Source organism: Curtobacterium sp. ODYSSEY 48 V2, from assembly GCF_023712625.1.
GTDB lineage: Bacteria > Actinomycetota > Actinomycetes > Actinomycetales > Microbacteriaceae > Curtobacterium.
Map to the genome: position 1 here is coordinate 167923 of NZ_JAMAXX010000008.1, position 20502 is coordinate 188424.

Sequence of the window (20502 nt, forward strand, 5' to 3'; positions counted from 1 at the left end):
CACCGTCCACCATCCAGGAAGGAACACGAATTGGCGCTGGACACCGCATGGGCCATCGACTGGGTGCGCCGCACCGCCGCGACGATCGACGACCACCGCGCCGAGCTCGTCACGCTCGACCGTGAGATCGGCGACGGCGACCACGGGGAGAACCTCGACCGCGGGTTCCGCGCCGTGCTCGAGACCGTCGACGGCGGCTCCTTCGACACCCCCGGCGCGGTCTTCAAGGCCGTCGCGACGAAGCTCATCTCGACGGTGGGCGGTGCCGCCGGTCCGCTCTTCGGGACCGCCTACCTGAAGGCCGCCCAGGCGGCCGGCGACGCGACCGAGCTCGACGCCGACACGCTCGTGGCCGTGCTCACCGCCGCACGCGACGGTGTCGTCTCCCGTGGCAAGGCCGAGGTCGGCGACAAGACGATGGTCGACGCGTGGTCTGCGGCCGTCGACGCCGCGACCGCCGCTGCGGCGGCCGGCGACGGGCCGGAGCGCGTGCTCGAGGCCGCCGCCGACGCCGCCGTGACCGGCGCCGAGTCGACCGACCCCCTCGTCGCCCGCAAGGGCCGCGCCAGCTACCTCGGGGAGCGGGCGATCGGACACCGCGACCCCGGTGCGCAGTCGACGGCGTACATCCTGCGCGCAGCGGTGGACGCCGCGTGACCGTCGGGATCCTGGTCGTCTCGCACAGCGCGGCGATCGCGACCGGCACCGTCGAGCTCGCCCGCCAGATGGCCGCGGACGTCCCGATGGTGGCCGCCGGCGGCACGGACGACGGCGGCATCGGGACGTCCTTCGAGGCGATCGCCGACGGCATCCAGGAGCTCGCGCCGGCGGACGCCGTCGTCGTGCTCTGCGACCTCGGCTCCGCCTACCTGACCACCGACACCGCACTGGACTTCCTCGACGAGGCCGACCGCGACCGGGTGCACGTCTCGCAGGCCCCGCTGGTCGAGGGCACGGTGGCCGCGGCGGTCGCCGCGCAGACCGGCGGCGACGTCGACGCCGTCCTGGCCGCTGCGTCATCGGCCGCACGGTCCGCGGACGACGACGAGAGCGCCTCCGACCCGACGGGGGACCGGCCGGGAGGCACGGCACCCGCCGACGACGCGGATCCGACCGACGGGGCGGTCACCGAGACCGTCGAACTGGTCAACGAGAGCGGCCTGCACGCCCGGCCCGCGGCCGAGTTCGTGAAGGCCGCCGCGAAGCACGAGTCGCGCGTCCGCGTCAACGGCGTCGACGCGAAGAGCCTCCTCGCGATCATGGCGCTCGCCCTGCCGAAGGGCGCGACCGTGACGATCGAGGCGGACGGACCCGACGCACGGGACGCCGTCGACACCCTCGTCGCGCTCGTCCGCTCCGGCTTCGGCGAGTGACGAGCGCCGCCGCGCGCGCCGAGGAGGCGGGCGCGGCGGAGGTGCTCAGCGTCCGGGTGTCACGAACTCCTGCAGCCCCGTGACCCGGAGCAGGTCCAGCTTCGCGGCGTCCTCGCTGCCGGGCACCGCCGTGTAGACCACGATCCGCAGGTCGCTGCCCGGCACGCTGAGCACGTCGCAGTCGATCTCCACCGGGCCGACCGGGGTGTGCACGACCTTGCGACTGGTCCGGTGCTCGGCGATGCGCCCACCGTGCCAGCGCCGCTCGAACTCCGGGGACGCACGGCGCAGCCGTGCCACCAGCTCCGCGAGACGCCGATCCGCCGGGTACCGGCCCAGGGCGGAGCGGAGGTCGGCGACCAGGTCGCTCGAGAAGTCCTCCTGGTGGGTGTCGTCCCACTCGACGCCGTCGTGCCCCTGCGTGAAGTGCCGCCACACGAGGTTCGCCTCGAGGCCCGTCCAGCGCCCGGGGTCGCCGGAGACCGTGGCCCAGAGGTCGTTCCACAGCACGATGTCGTGCGCCGCCGTGAACACGGCCAGCGGGACGTCCCCGAGCCGGTCGAGCATGCGGTGCACGCCGGGCGGGACGTGGCGGGGGACCTCGCCCCGCGAGGGCACCGCGGCGCCCGCGACCCGGAACAGGTGGTGGCGTTCGGCCTCCGTGAGCCGGAGCGCGGTCGCGAGTGCGCCGAGCAGCTGCGGTGAGGGGTTCGTCGCTCTGCCCTGCTCCAGGCGCACCACGTAGTCGACGCTGACCCCGGCCAGGGTCGCCAGCTCCTCGCGTCGGAGCCCGGCGGTGCGCCGGCCCGGCCCCGCCGGCAGTCCGACCTCGGCCGGACGCACCCGGTCACGCCAGGCGCGCAACACCTCCGCGAACTCGCTCATGCGACCATCATCACCCGGTTCGGGCAGGCGGTCCTGGTATTGCCGGTCCCACCGTCGACCGGTGCCTGGGAACCCGACGGCGACGCGGGCATCGTGGACGGCATGACCACCACACTCATCACCGGGGCCAACCGTTCGCTCGGCCTCGAGACCGCACGCCGACTCGTCGAGGCCGGGCACACCGTGTACGCCGGGATGCGCGACACCGCCTCCGGGGACGAGGCGCGGGCCATCGGCGCGCACGTCGTGGCGCTCGACGTCACCGAGCAGGCGAGCGTCGACGCCGCGCTCGCGTCGCTGCCGCAACTCGACGTGCTCGTGAACAACGCCGGGGTGCTCGGGACCTCGTTCGGCGTCGACGACCTCGACGCGGACGCGATGGCCGACGTGCTCGACACGAACGTCGTCGGGGTCGTCCGGGTGACGCAGGCGGCCCTGCCGCTGCTGCGTCGCTCGTCGAACCCGGTGATCGTCAACGTCGCGTCCGGCGTCGGCTTCGCGCGCTGGCTCACCACGCCCGGTCGCGACGAGTACCCGGTCCCCGCGGTGCCGTACGCGGCGTCGAAGGCGGCGCTCATCGCCGCGACGGTGCAGTACGCGAAGAACCTGCCCGGGTTCCGCGTCAACGCGACCGACCCCGGCTACACGGCGACCGCGTTCAACGGCTTCGGCGGGCACCAGACCGTCACGGAGGGCACGGACGCGACGGTGGCGCTCGCGCAGATCGGTCCGGACGGACCGACGGGGGAGTTCCACGACCGGACCGGCCGCATCGAGTACTGACCGGACGTCGGACGGGAGGCGCGTGGCGGGTCCGCCACGCGCCTGCCGTCGGTCGGTCTGCCAGGATGACGGCATGCGCGCAGTCCGGTACGACCGCTTCGGTTCCATGCCCGTCATCGTCGAGCTCCCGACGCCGGAGGCACCCGTCGACGGCGTCGTCGTCACCGTCCGTGCGACCGGGGTGTGCCGGAGCGACTGGCACGCGTGGAAGGGCCACGACGACTCGGTGTCGTTGCCGCACGTGCCGGGCCACGAGTTCTCGGGGACCGTGTCGGCCGTCGGCGACGACGTCACCGGCTTCGCCGTCGGCGACCGGGTGACCGCGCCGTTCGTCTTCGCCTGCGGTACGTGCGAGCAGTGCCGCGACGGGGCCACGCAGGTCTGCACCCGGCAGCAGCAGCCCGGGTTCACGCTGCCGGGCTCGTACGCCGAGGCGGTGGTGGTGCCGCACGCCGACGTGAACCTCGTGGCACTGCCCGACGAGGTCGGCTTCGCCGAGGCGGCGGGGCTCGGCTGCCGGTTCGGCACCGCGTACCACGCGCTGCACGCACGGGGTCGGGTCGCCGCAGGGGAGTGGGTCGCCGTCTTCGGCTGCGGCGGTGTCGGACTGTCCACCGTGCTGGTCGCCGTGGCAGCGGGCGCACGCGTGGTCGCCGTCGACGTCTCGCCGGCAGCGCTCGAGCGGGCGGCGGCACTCGGCGCGACCACGCTGCCGATGGGCGAGGACGTGGCGGCGACGGTGCACGGGGTGACCGGAGGGGGCGCGCACGTGTCGGTGGACGCCTACGGCAGCCGGGCGACCTCGCTCGCCGCGGTGGGCTCGCTCCGTCCGCGCGGTCGGCACGTGCAGGTCGGCCTGTTGCTCGACGACGAGGCCGTGCCGGTCATCCCGATGGGCAGGGTCATCGCCGACGAGCTCGAGCTGCTCGGGAGTCACGGGATCGCAGTGGGGGAGTACGCCGCGATGCTCGACGACGTGGTCGCCGGTCGGCTCCGTCCCGCCGAGTCGATCGGACGGACGATCGGGTTCGGCGACCTGCCCGATGCGCTCGAGGCGATGGACCGGCCGGCGACCGGGTCGGGGATGACCGTCGCGGTGTTCTGAGACGCCGCCGTCCCGGTCGTCTGCGACCTGCGGACAGCCGGTGTGTCATCTGACATACTGCGGAGATGACGTGGGGAAGCGGAGCGGGCGTCGAGCTCGCGGAGCTCGCAGTGATCGACGACTGTCGGCTGACGGTGCCACCGGGCGTCGACCGGGCGGACGGAGTCGTCCGCTCGTTCGTGGCGCGGATCCCACCGGGGGCGTCGACGGGGTGGCACCGGCACGACGCCTGGCAGACGGGGATCGTCGCCCGGGGGCGACTGCGACACCGGACGGCCGACGTCGTGCAGTACCACGAACCCGGTCAGGTGCTCGTCGAGGCACCCTTCGTCGACCACGAGGCGACGAACGTGTCCGACGAGGAACTGGTGCTCGTGTTCGTCGCGGCGCAGGTCGACGACTGCCCGCTGGTCACGCCGAGACCCGCGCCCTGACGCAGGGCGGGGCGATCAGGGGGGCCGCACAGACGGGAGTCCGACCGTCACGAGTCACCTGAGTTGACATAATATGCATTATCGGCGCTCAGTGCTGAACAGCCAGGCAGCCGATGAACTCGCGTCCACGCACCGTTCTCGTCGCACGCCGCGCCGCCGTTCGCCCGCCGTGGGTGCACGACATGCCGCTCACGATCAACGTGAACGGCATGTCGTGCGACCTGGGCGTCGTGACCGGCGGCGCATCGTGGCCGGATCCGCGGTGGCGTTGCGGGTCCGACGGACCTGCGCGGTCGGCGGCGACGGTCGGGTCGTCAGTGCTCGGGCGTCTCGTCGCCGGTGGGCACGTCGTCGGCGTCGATCTCGAGGGCGGCCTGCTCGCTGCCGTCCTCCTCGACCTCGGAACGGTCGGTGTCCGGCTGCTCCGGCTGCTCGGCCTGGGTGGTCTCTTCTGCGGGGTCCGGCTGGCTGTACGTCATGGCGGGGACGCTACTCGGCACGGCCTGTGTCGGTCCGGGCGGTGCGGTCGTCGACGGTGACCGGACAGACGGACGGGAGGCGCGTGGCGGTGCCGCCACGCGCCTCCCGTCCGGTGGTGCTACTGGTTCTGCAGCATCTGCGTCGCCAGCACGGCGCCGAAGATCATGAAGATGATCGCGATGACGATGCCGATGACGCTCAGGACGATGCCGGCGAGGACCATGCCGCGGTTCAGGCCCCGGCGACGCGCGACGAAGCCGAGGATCAGGCCGACGATGCCGGCGATCAGACCGATGATCGAGAACAGGAAGCCGAAGACGACGGCGACGATGCCGAGCACCAGCGACCCGATGGCGAGGCCGTTGCCGCCGTTCGTCGCGGGTGCCGCGCCGGGCGTGTTCGGTGCCGGCGGGAAACCGTTCGTGGACATGGGAGCTCCTCGTGTCAGGGCCGCTGGCACGGGTTGCGTGCGGCCGTCAGCGCACACGGTAGGCGCTTCCTGCGAAGTGCGTTCACATCAGCTGTACGCACCCGGTGCTGCCGGATCAGACGGCACGGTGCTGCCGGACCAGGTCCGGGAGCTCCACCGGCTCGAAGGGCTCGTCGGTGACGTCGAGCTCCTCGGCGGTCCACCACCGCGAAGCGAGGATGTCGACGCGCTCGTCGTCGGTCCACTCGGCATCGGACAGCTCGAACCCGGGCGTCCGGACGACGTAGAACTCGCTGTGGCCGCGGTCGTGGTCGGCCAGGTCCCACTCGACCGTGAAGTCCCAGCTCCACACGGGGTCGCCCGGATCGTCGACGACGACGCCGGTCTCCTCACGGAGCTCGCGGACGGCGGCGGCGCGGTGAGACTCCCCCGGGTCCACGCCGCCACCGGGGGTGATCCACCGGTGCGCGTGGTCGGACGACGGCGACCGCGTGTCCATCAGGAACACGCGGCCGTCCGGGTCGAGCAGGAGGATGCGGGAGGTCAGACGGAGGCCGGGCTTCGCTGTCATCCGCCCGAGGCTACCCGTCGCGCCGTCCCCCGCCCCGTGTCAGGCCGTGAAACCGCTCGTGTCGCCGACGAGCTTCGTGTGGTCGGCCGGGATCGGCTCGACGGCGGCCAGGGCGATCTCGGCCGCGAACTCGGACACGCTGTAGAGCTTCCCGACCTCCTGGCGCCGACCCTCGATCGCACCGGGGTTCAGGCGGTTGAGCAGCGTCGCCGTGATGGTGCCCTCGATCATGTCGCCGGAGACGGTCACGAACTCGATGCCGGCGGCCTCGAGCTGCGGGATGAGCTCGCGCAGCGCGAGTTCGCCGGCACGCTTGCTCTTGGCGACGGGGACGTACTCGTCCATCGTCTCGGCGGTCTCGACGAAGTGGGCCTGGTGGCTCGTCACGAAGACGACACGCGAGCCGGCCGGCATGTGCGGCACGGCGGTCTGCAGCATGTCGACCTGTGCGTCGCGGTTCAGGCGGAGTGCGTAGTCCTCCCCCAGGTCGGCCTCCATGCCGCCGGAGGCGTTGAGCACGAGCAGGTCGATCCCGCCCCACTCGGCCACGACGCGGTCGACCATCGCCTGGACGGAGTCGTGGTCGGTCAGGTCGGCAGCCACGGCGATCGCGGAACCGCCGGCAGCGACGACCTTCTCGACGATCTGCTCGGCGCGCCGGGCCTTGTTCCGGTAGTTCACGACGACCTTCGCGCCGGCCTCGGCCAGGTAGCCGACGGTGTCGGCGCCGATACCGCGCGACGACCCCGTGACGAGGGCGCGCTTGTCGGCGAGGGATCCGGGGGCGAGGGGGTTCGTCACAGGCGTGTTCTCCAGGTCGCTGCTGTGGCCGGTCGGCCGCCGACGAGCCTACCAACCGCGCGGCCCGCGCCGGGCGAGCGTCGGCCGCACCCGCGCGGACCCGAGCGTGACTTGATATGTTGAACGGAGTTGGACCGGCCGTCGCGACGCTGCACGCCGGAGCGCGCGATGCAAGGGAGGGAGATCGCGTGAACATCGACTGGATCCAGACCGTCGTCTGGATCGGACTGACACTGCTGCTGGGCGTGGTCGAGATCTTCACGCTCGACTTCATCTTCCTGATGCTCGCCGCGGGCGCGGCCGGGGGTCTGATCGCAGCGCTGGTCGGCGCGCCGTGGTGGCTCTCCGCGATCATCGCGGCCGTCGTCGCACTCGTGCTGCTCTCGCTCGTCCGCCCCCGGCTGCTCGTGGCGCTCGGCCGGAACGCCGACCCGCACCGCACCAACATCGAGGGGCTGATCGGCCTGCGCGGCACCGTCGCGGTGGCCTTCACGTCGTCGTCCCCCGGGCAGGTCCGTCTCGCGAACGGCGAGACCTGGAGCGCCCGGCTCGCCGCAGGCTCCCCCGACCGCACACCACCGCTCGGCACCCCCGTGGTCGTCGAGTCCATCGAGGGGTCGACCGCGGTCGTCCGCCTCGGAGAAAGGGCCACCTCGTGACCATCTCAGCCGGGACGATCGCCCTGATCGTCCTCGTCCTCGTCGTCGTGATCTTCGTGATCGTCGTCCTGTCCCGCGCGATCCGGATCGTGCCCCAGGCGACGGCCGGGATCGTCGAACGACTCGGCAAGTACCACAAGACGCTCAGCCCCGGACTCAACATCCTGGTGCCCTTCATCGACCGGCTCCGCCCGCTCATCGACATGCGCGAGCAGGTCGTGTCCTTCCCGCCGCAGCCGGTGATCACCGAGGACAACCTGGTGGTCTCGATCGACACCGTCGTCTACTTCCAGGTGACCGACGCACGCGCCGCCACCTACGAGATCGCGAACTACCTGGGTGCGGTCGAGCAGCTCACCACCACGACGCTCCGCAACGTCGTGGGTGGCCTCAACCTCGAAGAGGCACTGACCAGCCGCGACAACATCAACGGCCAGCTCCGGGTCGTCCTCGACGAGGCGACCGGCAAGTGGGGCATCCGGGTCGGTCGTGTCGAGCTCAAGGCGATCGAGCCGCCCGTGTCGATCCAGGACGCCATGGAGCAGCAGCTCCGCGCCGAACGGAGCCGTCGAGCCGCGATCCTGCAGGCCGAGGGCACCAAGCAGTCGGCGATCCTCGAGGCCGAGGGCCAACGGCAGGCCGCGATCCTCGCCGCCGAGGGTGACGCGAAGGCCCAGGTGCTCCGCGCCGAGGGTGAGGCGCAGGCCATCGCGACCGTCTTCGACGCGATCCACACCGGTGACCCGGACGACAAGCTGTTGTCCTACCAGTACCTGCAGACCCTGCCGAAGATCGCCGAGGGCACCGCGAACAAGCTCTGGATGATCCCGAGCGAGTTCACCGAGGCGCTGTCCGGCATCGCCAAGGGCTTCACCGGCGGGCGGACCGGCAGCGGTCCGGTCGCGGGAGCCGGTGGGGGCACGGACTTCCTGTCGCGCATCTCGAAGCTCGCGAACGAGAGCCTGGCGAACACCGCGACCGCGGACGGCGCGGCGGCGGCGAACCCCCGACCGGACGCCACCGCGGCCGACATCGTCCCGGACGCGGCGCTCGACGAGCGGCTCGAGGAGTCGAACCGCAGTGTCGACGCGCGCCTCGCCGCGGCCGACGAGGCCTCGCAGACCGCGCTCGGGGACGACCGCCAGCCGTAGGTCCCGCCGCACACGACGACGCCCGCCCCGGATCTCCCGGGGCGGGCGTCGTCGTGTCGGGGGTGGTGCTCAGGCGCCGCGACGTGCACGCAGGAACGCGAGACGCTCCTCCAGGAGCTCCTCGAGTTCCTCGCGCGAGCGACGCTCGAGCAGCATGTCCCAGTGGGTCCTCGGCGCCTTGACGTCCTCGGCAGCGACCTCGACGGGGATCCCGTCGTCGCCGAGCAGCCGTCCTTCGCGCCCCGTCCGGGGTTCCGACCACGTCTGCGGTACGTCCGCCTCGGCGGAGAAGACGACGTCGAACGTCTCCCCCGACTCGGTCTGGTAGACCGCGCGCTTCCGGTCGGAGAGCTCGACGCCCTCCTCGCTCTGGAGACTCTGGCTCCCGAGCCGCATCCCGCGGAGACTCCGATCAGCCATGTGTGTGCTCCTCTCGCTCGTCTGCCCTCCTCAACACTGTCCCACGCGGGATGCATCCCGACTGGGCGCATTCACAGAGCGTTCCCAGTGGGAGGTGGCGGTGTTCGGGAATCGCGGCGGAGCGACCGTGTCGATCGACGGCCCCACGGTGCGCACGCGAGCAGGGCGAGGAGGGCCCCGAGCGACACCAGGAGGGTGACCGACCCGGAGACGATCGTGGCGGGGGTCGTCCCGGTGCCGAGCGGCACGTCCGTGACCATCGAGGTCGCCGTGTACTCGGGGACGCGGTCGATGGTCCGCCCCGACGGGTCGATGACCTGGGACGCACCGACCGTCGAGATGTTGACGAGCGAGCGACCGGTCTCGACCGCCCGGAGCCGGGCGATCTCGAGCTGCTGCAGGTTCTCGTCGGTCCCGGAGAAGTCGGCGTTGTTCGTCTGCGCGAGGATGACCTGCGCTCCCCCGCGAGCCATGTCGGACGTGAGTCCGTCGTCGACGATGTCGAAGCAGACCGCGATCCCCGCCCTGATGCCGGCGACGTCGAGCACGTTCGGCCTGGTGCCCGGCGTGTAGTCGCGCTGCAGCAGCCCGATGAGCGACGGCGCGAGCTTCGAGAAGAACCAGCGGTCGGGCACGTACTCGCCGAAGGGGACCGGACGTTTCTTGTCGTAGGACGACTGCCAGCCGTCGGCGGTCCACACGAACGACGTGTTGTGCAGGACGCCGGACGGTGTCTGCGTGATCGCCCCGGCGACCATCGGCGCCCCGACCGTGTCGACCACGGAGTCGAGGGCGCCTGCGACGGCCGGGAAGCGCCGCGGGTCGGCCTCGGCGGCAGCCTCGGGCCAGACGACCAGGTCGACACCGCGCGCCTCGACGTCGGTCGCGGCGACCTGCGCGGCCAGGACCTCGCCCGGCTGGGCGCGGTCGAAGTACCCGGCCGGACCGTTGCCCTGCACGGCCTCGACACGGATGCTGCCGTCGACGCGGGTGGGCCAGGCGGGCACGGCCAGGACCACGGCGATCAGGAGCCCGGCGGTGGCGACGCGCGTGGACGCGGCGACGCCCGAGCCGGGTGTGCGAGGCACGACGAGCGCGAGCGACAGCACGACCGCGACGCAGTAGACGACGACGAACGTCACGCCGAGCACGCCCACGTACGCCGCGAGGTGCGTGAAGGGTCCCTGCGACTGGGACAGCCCGACGCGTCCCCACGCGAAGCCCTCGTACGGCCAGCTGCCGGAGAACCACTCGCGTCCGGTCCAGAGTCCGGCGACGACGGCCGGGAGGCCCCACACCCGCCAGGCGGTCGACGGCAGGACGCGCGCGACCCAGCGGTACGCAAGGGCGATCGCCACGCTGCCGAGGGCGAAGTACGCGGCCTCGAACAGCGCGAGCGCCAGCCACGGGACCGGACCGAGGTACCGCCCGGCCCAGGAGATCGCGGGCAGCCAGAAGGCCGCGCCGGCCACGTACCCGAGCCAGGCTGCACGTCGGGCGCGCTGCCCCATCGCGGCGAGCAGCATGCAGGCCATCGCCGGGTAGGCGAGGAACCACCAGCCCGGGGACGGGAACGACAGGGCGAAGAGCAGGCCGCCGACGACCGCGAGCGGGAACGCGAGGCGCAGCGGCAGCGCGGCGAACTCGTCGCGCCGCCCGTCCGGCAGGATCCCGGACCTGACACGGGACACCGTCGACGCCCGCGAGGCGCCTCTGACGACGCGGCGTCCCGCGGTGGAAGCGCCGGTCAGCGGGCGCGTGGCCGCGTCGGGGACGTGCACCGGGCCTCCCGTCAGACCGTCGCGTAGGCGACGATGCCGCGGCGCACCGCGTCCGTCGCCCGTCGCGCGGTCTGGGCGAGCTCCTCGTCGCCGGCGTTCCGGACCTGGTCCAGGAGGTCGATGACCTGCTTCGACCAGCGCACGAAGTCGCCAGCGGGCATGTCCAGGGTCCGGAGCACGTCGTCGAGCGCGGAGCCCGACGCCCAGCGGAACATGCCGACCGACATCGCCGGGGTCGGCGGCTGCGAACCGGCGAGCCGCGCGTCGCGCTCGATGTCGTCGAGCCGCGCCCAGATGGTCAGCGTCTCGTCGAGCGCCGGCCGGAAGGCTCCGCGGGGCAGGGCGTGCTCGGTCCCCGGGGCGTCCTCGCGCCGGGGCTGGTACACGATGGTGGCGGCCATGGCGGCGAGCTGCGCCGGGGTCAGTTCCTTCCAGACGCCGGCCTCGAGGCACTCGGCCACGAGCAGGTCGCGCTCACCGTAGATCCGCTGCAGGCGACGTCCGCCAGCGGCGACGGTCGCTTCGTCGTCCCCGGTGGCGACCAGGTAGCCGAGCTGCAGGAGCACGTCGGTGACCCGGTCGAACGTCGTCGCGACGGCACCCGTGCGGGAGCGGATCTGCTGGACGAGCTTGTCGTTGGCGCGCTTGAGCTTGTACCAGCGCTCGGCCCAGCGGGCGTGCGCCTCGCGGTCCGGGCACGCGTGGCAGGGGTGGCGCTGCATCTGCCGACGGACCTCGGTGATCGCCGCCTGGCGCTCCTGCCGGGCGCCGTGCGAGGCCTCGCGACCGCCGGGGACGTTCGTGCGCTCGAGGTCCGACAGGCGCCGGCGGAGCGCGGCGTACTCGGTGAAGTCGCCGAGGTGGCACTGCATCGCGCGCTGGTAGCCGTCGAGGGACTCCTGCTGCGACCGGACCTTGCGTGCGAGGTCGACGACGGAACGGTCCGCCTGGAACTGCGCGAACGAGGTCTCGAGGACCTCGCGCGTCCGCTGCCGACCGAACTGCTCGATGAGGTTCACGGCCATGTTGTACGTGGGCTTGAACGAGGAGTTGAGCGGGTACGTGCGACGGCTCGCCAGCGACGCGACGGCCTGCGGGTCGAGGCCGTCCGACCACTGGATGACCGAGTGGCCCTCGACGTCGATGCCACGGCGTCCGGCACGACCGGTGAGCTGTGTGTACTCCCCCGGCGTGATCGGCACCCGGGCCTCGCCGTTGAACTTCTCGAGCTTCTCGAGCACGACGGTCCGGGCCGGCATGTTCACGCCGAGCGCCAGGGTCTCGGTCGCGAACACGACCTTGAGGAGCTTGCGCTGGAAGAGGTCCTCGACGACCTCCTTGAACGCGGGCAGCAGGCCGGCGTGGTGTGCGGCCACACCGCGCTCGAGACCCTCGAGCCACTCCCAGTAACCGAGCACCGCGAGGTCCTCGTCGAGCAGGGTCCGGCAGTGGTACTCGGCCGTCTCGCGGATCTCGTTGCGCTCGTCGGCGGTCGTCAGCGAGATGCCGGACCGGAGGACCTGACGGACGCCCTGGTCGCAGCCGTTGCGGCTGAACACGAAGAAGATCGCCGGCAGGAGCATCCGCTCGTCGAGCACCTTCGCGATCTGCTCGCGGTACATCTTCTCGGTACGAGGGCCCCGGCGCTCGGGGTAGCCCCCGCGCCCGCGACGACCACGGTGGCCGCCGCCGTGCCGCTCGCTGCGCGAGGCGCCGCCGACGAGTCGGAGCAGCTCCGGGTTCACCCGGTTCGTGGCCGCCGCACCGCTCGAGTCGAACAGGTCGACCATCTTCGAGCCGACGAGCACGTGCTGCTCCAGCGGGACCGGCCGGTCCTCGGACACGATGACGTCGGTGTCGCCGCGGACGGTCTGCAGCCAGTCGCCGAACTCCTCGGCGTTGGACACCGTCGCGCTGAGGGAGACGAGCCGGACCTCGGTCGGCAGGTGCAGGATCACCTCTTCCCACACCGCTCCCCGGAACCGGTCCGCCAGGTAGTGGACCTCGTCGAGGACGACCCACGCCAGGTCGTCGAGCAGGTCGGAGTCCGCGTAGATCATGTTGCGGAGCACCTCGGTCGTCATCACCACGACACGGGCCCGCGGGTTGACGTTCGTGTCGCCGGTGAGGAGCCCGACCTCGGACTCGCCGTAGTCGGCCACGAGCTCGTTGTACTTCTGGTTGCTCAGCGCCTTCATCGGCGTCGTGTAGAAGACCTTCGCGGTGGGCTGCCGCATCGCGAGCCAGATCGCGAACTCGGCGACGATCGTCTTGCCGGCACCGGTCGGTGCGGCGACGAGGACGCTCCGGCCCTGGTCGAGTGCGTCGCAGCCGGCGACCTGGAACGGGTCGAGGTCGAAGCGCAGGTCGGAACGGAACAGCTCGAGGTTGCGCGAGCGGTTCCGGACCTTCGCCGCCTGGTAGCGCTCGGCGGCAGTGGGTCCGGCGGTCATCAGCGTGCGTACTCCTCGTCGAGCTTCGCCTGCTGCTTCGCCAGCCTGCGGTCGTGGAGCCAGGTCACGAGACACGCTGCTGCGTAGAGCACCGTCATCGGGATCGCCAGCAGGAACATCGAGATGACGTCGGCCGACGGGGTCACGATCGCGCAGAACACCAGGATGCACACGATCGCGACGCGCCACGACCTGATGATCGAGCTGGCCGACAGCACCCCGACGAAGTTCAGCAGCACGAGGAACACCGGCAGCACGAACGCGATGCCGACGGCGACGATGAGCTTGATGACGAAGTCGTAGTACGCCTTGGCGTCGACGATCGACGTGTCCTGCGCCGACACGAAGCTGCCCAGGATCCCGACGATGTGCGGCAGGACGTACCAGCCGAACCAGCAGCCCGCGAAGAACAGCGGGATCGCGGTGCCCAGGAACCCGAACACGTACTGCTTCTCGCGCCGCACCAGCGCCGGGACGATGAACGCCCAGACCTGGTAGAGCCAGACGGGGCTCGAGATGACGACACCGATCGTGATCGCGATCTGCAGCCGCAGGTCGAACGCGCCGGTGATCTGCGGGAAGTTCAGCTCGGCCGTGTGGCCGCCGACCTCGGCCAGCTGGGTGACCGGCTGCCGCAGGGCATCGAGCACGAACGGGGTGAGGAACCACCCGACGACCGCGCAGAGCGCGACCGCGACGACGGCCTTGAAGAGACGGTTCCGCAGCTCGATCAGGTGCTGCCCGAGCGACATGCGACCCTCGGTGTCCTTCTCCGGACGGCCTGGTCGCCTCGCTCGCCCGCTCGCGGTCGTCGAAGCCATGGCCCGATCCTACGGGACCGGGGCCGACAGTCGGGCCGTCGGCGGCGGACCCACAGGCGGACGACCGGACGGGAGGCGCACGGCGGGCCCGCCCCGTGCCTCCCGTCCGTCAGGGTGCGCGGCGGGCGCGGTGCACGCTGTGGCCGGCGCTGGCGGGGTGCACGCGGTGGCCGGCGACGGCGCGGTGCGCGCGCTACTCGGCGGCCAGGGCTGCTTCGGCGAACGCGCGGACGGCGGCACGGGCCGCCGGCGGGTCGAGGACGACCGCTCGGCCCGGCAGGCCGGCCACCAGCCGGACGACCCCGTCGAAGCCGTTCGATGCCGCGAGCCGGATGCGGACGCGGCCGCCTGCGTCCTCGGCGTCGGCGGTGTCCGCCAGGAAGTCCGCGACGAGGGGCAGCGCCGAGCAGTCGAGCTCCACCGTGACGATGACGTCGCCGCCGGACTGCTGGAAGAGCGTGTCCGGGATCACGACGTCGCCGATGGTCTTCTCGGCCGGGCGGTCGTCCACGCGCACGCTCGTCATCCGGTCGAGCCGGAAGGTCCGGAGCGCCTGCCGGTCGAGGTCCCAGGCACGCAGGTACCAGTCGGTGTCGATCGACTCGACGCGGAGCGGGTCGACACGGCGGGTCCCGCCTCGGGTGCGCGGGCCGGCGTACTCGAACGCCAGACCACGACCGTCGGCGACGGCACGGCGGATGGTGGCGAGCGCCGCGTCGTGCAGGTCCTGACCGACCGCGACGTTCGACGCCGCTCCCCCGGCACCGCGGGAGAGCTTCGCCATGAGGGACCGGATCGCGTCCCGGTCGGCGGCCTCGGGCAGCGCGGACAGGTACTGCAGGCCGGCGATCAGGGCCGAGGCCTCTCTCGCCGACAGCCGGGGCGAGTCGTCGATCGCCACGAGGTTCGTCAGCACGATCATGTCGTTCTGCTCGAAGTCGTCCCAGGCGATGTCGAACAGGTCACCGTGCTGGTACTGCATCGTCTCGCCGGGCACCCCGGACACCGCGATGAGCTCGACCGCACGGCGGATGCGCTGCTCGGGGACGCCGAAGTGCCGTGCGGCCTCGGCCACGGACACGCGCTCGTGGTCGATGAGGTACGGCACGAGGACGAGCAGGAACGCGAGCTTGTCCTGTGCCTGGAGCGGTTGCTGGTCAGGCACGGGTACCTCCGGCGTCGGCGGTCTGGTCGACGGCGGCGGTCTGATCTGCGTCGGCTCGGCCGGCCTCCGCGTGGTCGGCGACGAGGGCGCGCAGGCGGGCGACCACGAGCTCGCGGACCGCGGCGGGCTCGAGCACCCGGACCTCGGGACCGAAGGCCGCCAGTTCCTCGGCGAGGATCTGCGGGTCGACGTGGTGCACGACGAGCACGCCGTCGTCGTCGACCTCGGTGCCGCGTCGACGCTGGAGCCGGCGCTCGGCATCGGAACCGGGCACGACCGCGATCCGCGCCGTCCGTTCGGCCCACACCCGGTCCAGCTCGGTCAGGGCACGTTCGGCGGCGCCGGCGGGAGCGGGGTGCTGCCCGACCTGGTGCACGCTGACCGGTCCGACGATCCGCGACAGCAGGTAGTTCTTCGTGCCGCCGGTGGAGAACTCGTGCGCTGCGAGCATCCAGCGACCGCCGTGCTGCACGAGCGCGAGCGGTGCGAGGTCACGCCGGCGGGGCGCGTGCTCGCCCGGCGTGATGTAGTCGAAGCGCACGGCGGCGCCACGGTCGAGCGCTGAACGCAGGGGCTCGAACGCGGTGTCACGGGCGCGGAGCCGGGGCGAGTAGGCGGCCATGCCGGCGACGCCCTGCGCCGTGGCCGTCCCACCGTCGTCGGCACCGGCGGACCGGACCTTCAGCAGCGCCCGTCGTGAGTCGGTGGACAGCGCACCCTCGCGCCAGGCCATCGCCGCGAGCGACAGCAGCGCGGACTCGTCCGGGGTGAAGCGGACGTCGAGCGGCAGGTCGTACTCGCCCTTCGGGATGCGGTACCGGAGCGTCTGGTTGTTGCCGGCGGCGCCGGGCGTCTCGATCGTCTCGAGCGGGATGCCGAGGTCGCGGACGTCGTCCTTGTCGCGCTCGAACTGCCGCTCGAGCGACGCGTTGTCCCCACCGGACGTGTACCGCTGCCGGTAGCCCTGCACGTTGGCCAGGATCTCCGCCTTGGTCAGCCCGGCCTCGGTCGAGAGCAGCGCGAGCACCAGGCTGAAGAGCCGCTCCTCGGCGGGGACGCGGGGGGCTCGGGTGGCTGGCACGAGCCCGATCCTACGGCAGCGCGGGTGCACCGGAGTGCACCCGCGCGCGGTCGGTGGACGGACCGTCGAGGGTCAGGCGGGCATCTTCCCGAGCACGTCGATGACGTACGCGGTGGTGCCGTCCTGCTGGTGCACGATCGCCAGGACCTGGTCACCGACACGGTGGCCGAGGACGGCGTTCCGCACGCCGTCGATGACCTGGCCCTTCCCGAGCGGGATCGCCTGTGCGCCCGATCCGTCGGTCCAGCTCGAGCCGACGACGGACGAGTCGCCGTTGCTGCCGGCCCACGAGACGGCCGTGTACTTGATGACCGCGGTGTCCTTCGCGGTGAGCTCCGCCCCGGACCCCTTGCGGAGCAGGTGCAGCGCGTCGTCCTTCGGGGCGCTCCACGACGGGATCGTGATGCCGGGCGCACCCGACGGCGCGAGGACGACGGCGGGCATGCCGTCGCCGGCGAGCTGCGGCGTGCCGGTCGCCCGGGCGTCGAACGCCTGCTTGACGTCCATGACCGCGATCACGGCGTCCTCGGCCTTGCGCGACGTGCCGGATCCGGCGGTCGCGCTCCCGCTCAGCTCGCTCTTCGGCAGGGCGACGGCGAGCCGGTCGCCCACGTGGGCGCACTCGAGCGCGGTGCCCAGGGGGCCGTAGTTCGCAGCGCCCGCGGTGATCGGGGCGGTCTGCCCGGAGTACCCGCTGGTCTGCGCGACCTGACCGGTGCTGCCGTCGACGAGGGTGTACTCGACGAGGACCGGCGTCCCCTCCTCGATCTGGCGGCCGTCGCCGGAGCGCAGGACCGACACCTGCGTGCCCGTCGTGGTCAGCCCGGACGGCACCGACACCTTCGGCTCCTTGCCGAACGCACCGGACGCCGTCACCGCTGCCGACGCGGCACCGGGAGCCGGGCAGGAGGACGCGGCCGTACCGGCCCCGCTGGCGGCGCACCCCGTCAGGGACGCGGCGAGGCCGATGGTGACCAGGAGTGCGGGGATGGTGCGCACGGACCCTCTTTCCGTTCGGTGCTGGACGGGCATGCGTAGCCTAGCGGTCGCCGTCGGCGGCATCGTGCGAGGCATCCGGGGTGCCTTCGGCGCCGCCGTGCGCGATCCCCTGCGCGTCCGTCGAGGCCTCGGCAGCGGCGACCCTGCGCGCCTGGGCCGCTGCCTGACGGGCGACCTTCCGGAGCTTCTTGTCGCTGGCGGACCGCTCGCCGACGGCGCCGGGGGTCCAGGCCTCGACGTCCTCGTCCGAGAACTCGGCCTTGCCTGCACGACGCTTCAGGTTCGGCAGCACGACGCCGTCGGCGAGGCGCCGGGCGGTCACGAGGAACCCGGTGTGGCCGACCATCCGGTGGTCCGGACGGACGGCGAGACCCTCCACGTGCCAGGTGCGCACGAGGGTCTCGCTCGACTGCGGGTCCGTGAAGCGCCCGGTGTCCCGCAGCGCCTCGGCCGTGCGGGACAGCTGCGTGACGGTCGCCACGTAGCAGACGACGAGCCCGCCGGGGACGAGCGCGTCCGCCGCGGCGTCGACGCACTCCCACGGCGCGAGCATGTCGAGGACCACGCGGTCGATGCTCTGCGGTCCGGTGGCGCCGGGGAGCTCCTCGACGAGGTCGCCGACGGTCACCGACCAGTTGTCCGGCACGGCGCCGAGGAACGTGCCGACGTTGCCGCGCGCGATGGCGGCGAACTCCTCGCGGCGCTCGAACGACTGCAGCCGGCCGGTCGGACCGATCGCCCGGAGGAGGAAGAGCGAGAGTGCTCCCGAGCCGACGCCGGCCTCGACGACCCGGGCGCCCGGGAAGACGTCCGCGAAGGCGACGATCTGGGCGGCGTCCTTCGGGTAGACGATGGCCGCGCCGCGGGGCATCGACATCACGTAGTCGTTGAGGAGCGGCCGGAGCGCGAGGTACTCGTCGCCGGTGCTCGCCCGGACCACGGAGCCGTCGGGCTGCCCGATCACGTCGTCGTGCCGGAGCACGCCGCGGTGGGTGTGGTACTCGCCGGCGGTCTCGAGCGAGAGCGTCGTGAGCTTGCCCTTCGGGCCGGTGAGCTGCACGCGGTCACCGGCGCGGAACGGACCGCGCGGCGGGGTGTGCGGGGCGCCACCGGCGGTGTGCGGCAGGGCGACGACGTCGTCCTGCGAGGGCTGCTGGGTCTGCTCGGTCATCGGCTCGCCGTCTCGGTACGGGCCGCGAGGGCCGGGCTGGTCAGTTCGACGAGGCGGTCGACGTCCACGTCCGCCAGCGTCGTCAGGTGCACGTCGCCACCGGCGATCTCGGACAGCGGCACGATGTGCTCGACCGCGACGGTGACGGCGCCGGAGGCCACGGCCGAGGCGACCCCGGTGGCCGAGTCCTCGATCGCGATGCACGCGGTGGGGTCGACCCCGAGCTGCGCCGCCGCGGCCAGGTAGGCGTCCGGGTGGGGCTTCGGACGGTCGACGTCGTCGCCGGCGACGACCACGCGGAAGCCGCGGGCACCGAGGGCGTCGGCGGTGACGAGCGCCATCGTGCGGCGGGACATCGTCACCAGCGCGGTCGGGATGCCGCGGTCGTGCAGCTCCTCGACGAGTTCGCGGGCGCCGGGACGCCAGGGGAGCTCACCGCCCTGCAGGCGCTGCGTCACGTAGTCGGTCATCCACAGGACGATCTCCTCGACCTCCATGTCGACGCCCCGGTCGCGGAGGATCTCACCCGACCGCTCGAGCCCGCTCCCGACCAGGGAGAGGCCGTCCTCGTGGGTCCACTCGGCGCCGTACCGGTCGGTCAGCTCGACCTGGGACTGCTGCCAGATCGGTTCGGTGTCGATGATCGTGCCGTCCATGTCCCACAGCACGGCTGCGGGGAGGACGCGTTCGGGGTGCTGGGCGGTCACGGGCGACGAGTCTACCGGGGCACCGACCGGCGCCGCGGTTCCGCTCGGGGCGGACGGAGGGGTGCCCGCGGGCGGCTCCGGCATATCCTGGGTGATCGACCGTGTCCGGCCGCGCGCGATCACCGTGCGCGCCCCGCTCCACCACCAGGAGGCCCCTCCGTGCCACAGCACTCCCCCTTCAGCGACGGCCGGCTGCTCGTCGTCGCCTTCGAGGGCTGGAACGACGCCGGCGAGGCTGCGAGCGGCCTCGCCCGCCGGATCGTCGACGCGCTGGAACTCGACGAGCTGCGCGAGATCGACGGCGAGCGGTACGTCGACTACCAGTTCAACCGGCCGGAGGTCGGCACCGCGGAGGACGGTTCCCGAGCCATCCGCTGGCCCCGCATCGTCCTGCACGGGCCCGGCGCCGAGGGGCGTCCGGTCATCGGCGCGGCCGGTTCCGAGACCGAACGCGACGTGTTCGTCCTGGTCGGGCCGGAGCCGTCCCGGACCTGGCGGGGGTTCTGTGCGGAGGTCATCGACCTCGCCGACGTGTACTCGATCGACGCGGTGGTGTTCGTCGGCGCGATGCTGGCGGACGTCCCGCACACCCGACCGATCTCGGTGTTCGTGTCGAGCGAGAACGCCGGTGTCCGTGCGGCGTTCGACGTCGACCGGTCGACGTACGAGGGACCGACCGGCATCCTCGGCGTGCTCTCCGACGCGATGGACACCGCGGGGCTCACCACGCTCTCCCTGTGGGCCTCGGTCCCCCACTACGTGCACAACTCGCCGTCGCCGAAGGCCACCCTGTCCCTCCTCGACAAGATCGAGGAGCTCGCCGACGTCACGGTCCCGCGGGGCAGCCTGCTCGACGAGGCCACCGAGTGGGAGGAGGGCATCGACGCCCTCGCCGCCGACGACGAGGACATGGCGAGCTACATCGGCCAGCTCGAGCAGGCCCGCGACACGGTCGACTCCCCCGAGGCGTCGGGGGACGCGATCGCGCAGGAGTTCGAGCAGTACCTCCGCCGACGCGAGCGCAAGGACGGCAAGGACGGCGGCACCGCCGGCGGCGAGGGTCCGTGGCGGCCCCCGCAGCCGCCGCAGCAGTAGTCGCGACCACGGGACGGACGGGAGGCGCGGTGCCGGCTGGCACCGCGCCTCCCGTCCGTCCCGTCGTCGGCACGCGCTCCGGTCGCACGACGTGCCGCTCACCTCTGGGGTGAGCGGCACGTCGTGCGACCGCGACG

The 20502-nt window shown here is 72.5% G+C and carries 22 protein-coding genes; 8 read left to right on the forward strand and 14 right to left on the reverse strand.

What is annotated here, in order from left to right; translation table 11 throughout:
* The first annotated feature begins 30 nt into the window (after nucleotides 1-30).
* Together dhaL and dhaM are read left to right on the forward strand one after the other, a co-directional pair.
* Nucleotides 31-657, forward strand: coding sequence for a dihydroxyacetone kinase subunit DhaL (dhaL, locus tag M3666_RS13560; protein WP_066654325.1), 627 nt, complete (start codon nucleotides 31-33; stop codon nucleotides 655-657).
* Complete coding sequence (gene dhaM / locus M3666_RS13565; protein ID WP_251155490.1) at nucleotides 654-1373, forward strand: dihydroxyacetone kinase phosphoryl donor subunit DhaM; 720 nt, start codon at nucleotides 654-656, stop codon at nucleotides 1371-1373. The genes dhaL and dhaM overlap by 4 nt, the downstream gene beginning before the upstream one ends.
* A gap of 45 nt (nucleotides 1374-1418) precedes the next feature.
* Here dhaM and M3666_RS13570 read toward each other — a convergent pair whose 3' ends face one another.
* Entirely contained in the window at nucleotides 1419-2258 is an 840-nt protein-coding gene (locus tag M3666_RS13570; protein ID WP_251155491.1) for a helix-turn-helix transcriptional regulator, read from the reverse strand.
* Nucleotides 2259-2360: 102 nt separating this feature from the next.
* On the opposite strand from M3666_RS13570, the gene M3666_RS13575 reads away from it, so the two are divergent.
* The 3 genes from M3666_RS13575 (at nucleotide 2361) to M3666_RS13585 (ending at nucleotide 4580) form a co-directional block, all read left to right on the forward strand.
* Nucleotides 2361-3041, forward strand: a complete 681-nt coding sequence (locus M3666_RS13575; protein WP_251155492.1) for an SDR family NAD(P)-dependent oxidoreductase — start codon at nucleotides 2361-2363, stop codon at nucleotides 3039-3041.
* 73 nt (nucleotides 3042-3114) lie between these two features.
* A complete protein-coding gene (locus tag M3666_RS13580; protein WP_066654332.1) occupies nucleotides 3115-4146 on the forward strand; it encodes an alcohol dehydrogenase catalytic domain-containing protein in 1032 nt (343 codons plus the stop codon).
* A 65-nt stretch (nucleotides 4147-4211) separates the two neighbouring features.
* Entirely contained in the window at nucleotides 4212-4580 is a 369-nt protein-coding gene (locus M3666_RS13585; protein ID WP_209682561.1) for a cupin domain-containing protein, read from the forward strand.
* A gap of 314 nt (nucleotides 4581-4894) precedes the next feature.
* On the opposite strand, the gene M3666_RS13590 is transcribed toward M3666_RS13585, so the two are convergent.
* The 4 genes from M3666_RS13590 to M3666_RS13605 form a co-directional block, all read right to left on the reverse strand.
* Entirely contained in the window at nucleotides 4895-5059 is a 165-nt protein-coding gene (locus M3666_RS13590; RefSeq protein WP_158407754.1) for a hypothetical protein, read from the reverse strand.
* 119 nt (nucleotides 5060-5178) lie between these two features.
* On the reverse strand, nucleotides 5179-5490 hold the full coding sequence (locus M3666_RS13595; RefSeq protein ID WP_066654336.1) for a DUF4190 domain-containing protein: 312 nt from the start codon (nucleotides 5488-5490) through the stop codon (nucleotides 5179-5181).
* Nucleotides 5491-5605: 115 nt separating this feature from the next.
* Nucleotides 5606-6061 (reverse strand): NUDIX hydrolase, encoded by a 456-nt coding sequence (locus tag M3666_RS13600; RefSeq protein WP_251155493.1) that lies wholly within the window; start codon nucleotides 6059-6061, stop codon nucleotides 5606-5608.
* 39 nt (nucleotides 6062-6100) lie between these two features.
* Nucleotides 6101-6862: an SDR family oxidoreductase gene (locus tag M3666_RS13605; RefSeq protein WP_251155494.1), complete on the reverse strand. Its 762-nt coding sequence runs from the start codon at nucleotides 6860-6862 to the stop codon at nucleotides 6101-6103.
* Nucleotides 6863-7050: 188 nt separating this feature from the next.
* On the opposite strand from M3666_RS13605, the gene M3666_RS13610 reads away from it, so the two are divergent.
* Nucleotides 7051-7521 carry an NfeD family protein gene (locus M3666_RS13610; RefSeq protein ID WP_066654342.1) on the forward strand — a complete coding sequence of 157 codons (471 nt, stop codon included), beginning with the start codon at nucleotides 7051-7053 and terminating at the stop codon, nucleotides 7519-7521.
* Complete coding sequence (locus M3666_RS13615) at nucleotides 7518-8672, forward strand: SPFH domain-containing protein (protein WP_066654344.1); 1155 nt, start codon at nucleotides 7518-7520, stop codon at nucleotides 8670-8672. The genes M3666_RS13610 and M3666_RS13615 overlap by 4 nt, the downstream gene beginning before the upstream one ends.
* A gap of 69 nt (nucleotides 8673-8741) precedes the next feature.
* Here the strand turns inward: M3666_RS13615 and M3666_RS13620 are convergent, their stop codons facing one another.
* The 9 genes from M3666_RS13620 to M3666_RS13660 all read right to left on the reverse strand — a co-directional run bounded on the left by M3666_RS13620 (nucleotide 8742) and on the right by M3666_RS13660 (nucleotide 19270).
* Nucleotides 8742-9092: an RNA polymerase-binding protein RbpA gene (locus M3666_RS13620; protein ID WP_058727838.1), complete on the reverse strand. Its 351-nt coding sequence runs from the start codon at nucleotides 9090-9092 to the stop codon at nucleotides 8742-8744.
* A 71-nt stretch (nucleotides 9093-9163) separates the two neighbouring features.
* Complete coding sequence (gene lnt / locus M3666_RS13625; RefSeq protein WP_251155495.1) at nucleotides 9164-10783, reverse strand: apolipoprotein N-acyltransferase; 1620 nt, start codon at nucleotides 10781-10783, stop codon at nucleotides 9164-9166.
* A 101-nt stretch (nucleotides 10784-10884) separates the two neighbouring features.
* The gene (locus M3666_RS13630) at nucleotides 10885-13326 is read right to left on the reverse strand and encodes an RNA helicase (RefSeq protein WP_066654346.1); all 2442 of its coding nucleotides are present in this window, start codon (nucleotides 13324-13326) and stop codon (nucleotides 10885-10887) included.
* Nucleotides 13326-14078 (reverse strand): twin-arginine translocase subunit TatC, encoded by a 753-nt coding sequence (gene tatC, locus M3666_RS13635; RefSeq protein ID WP_251155516.1) that lies wholly within the window; start codon nucleotides 14076-14078, stop codon nucleotides 13326-13328. Before tatC ends, M3666_RS13630 begins: the two co-directional genes overlap by 1 nt.
* Before the next feature lie 262 nt (nucleotides 14079-14340).
* Entirely contained in the window at nucleotides 14341-15312 is a 972-nt protein-coding gene (locus M3666_RS17165; RefSeq protein ID WP_251155496.1) for a WYL domain-containing protein, read from the reverse strand.
* Nucleotides 15305-16393, reverse strand: a complete 1089-nt coding sequence (locus tag M3666_RS13645) for a YafY family protein (RefSeq protein ID WP_251155497.1) — start codon at nucleotides 16391-16393, stop codon at nucleotides 15305-15307. The genes M3666_RS17165 and M3666_RS13645 overlap by 8 nt, the downstream gene beginning before the upstream one ends.
* A gap of 72 nt (nucleotides 16394-16465) precedes the next feature.
* On the reverse strand, nucleotides 16466-17392 hold the full coding sequence (locus M3666_RS13650) for an FKBP-type peptidyl-prolyl cis-trans isomerase (RefSeq protein ID WP_251155498.1): 927 nt from the start codon (nucleotides 17390-17392) through the stop codon (nucleotides 16466-16468).
* A 40-nt stretch (nucleotides 17393-17432) separates the two neighbouring features.
* Complete coding sequence (locus M3666_RS13655; protein WP_251155499.1) at nucleotides 17433-18563, reverse strand: tRNA (adenine-N1)-methyltransferase; 1131 nt, start codon at nucleotides 18561-18563, stop codon at nucleotides 17433-17435.
* A complete protein-coding gene (locus M3666_RS13660; protein ID WP_251155500.1) occupies nucleotides 18560-19270 on the reverse strand; it encodes an HAD family phosphatase in 711 nt (236 codons plus the stop codon). The genes M3666_RS13655 and M3666_RS13660 overlap by 4 nt, the downstream gene beginning before the upstream one ends.
* Before the next feature lie 159 nt (nucleotides 19271-19429).
* Here M3666_RS13660 and M3666_RS13665 point away from each other — a divergent pair, with 159 nt between their 5' ends.
* On the forward strand, nucleotides 19430-20365 hold the full coding sequence (locus M3666_RS13665; RefSeq protein WP_066654364.1) for a proteasome assembly chaperone family protein: 936 nt from the start codon (nucleotides 19430-19432) through the stop codon (nucleotides 20363-20365).
* Nucleotides 20366-20502: the final 137 nt, after the last annotated feature.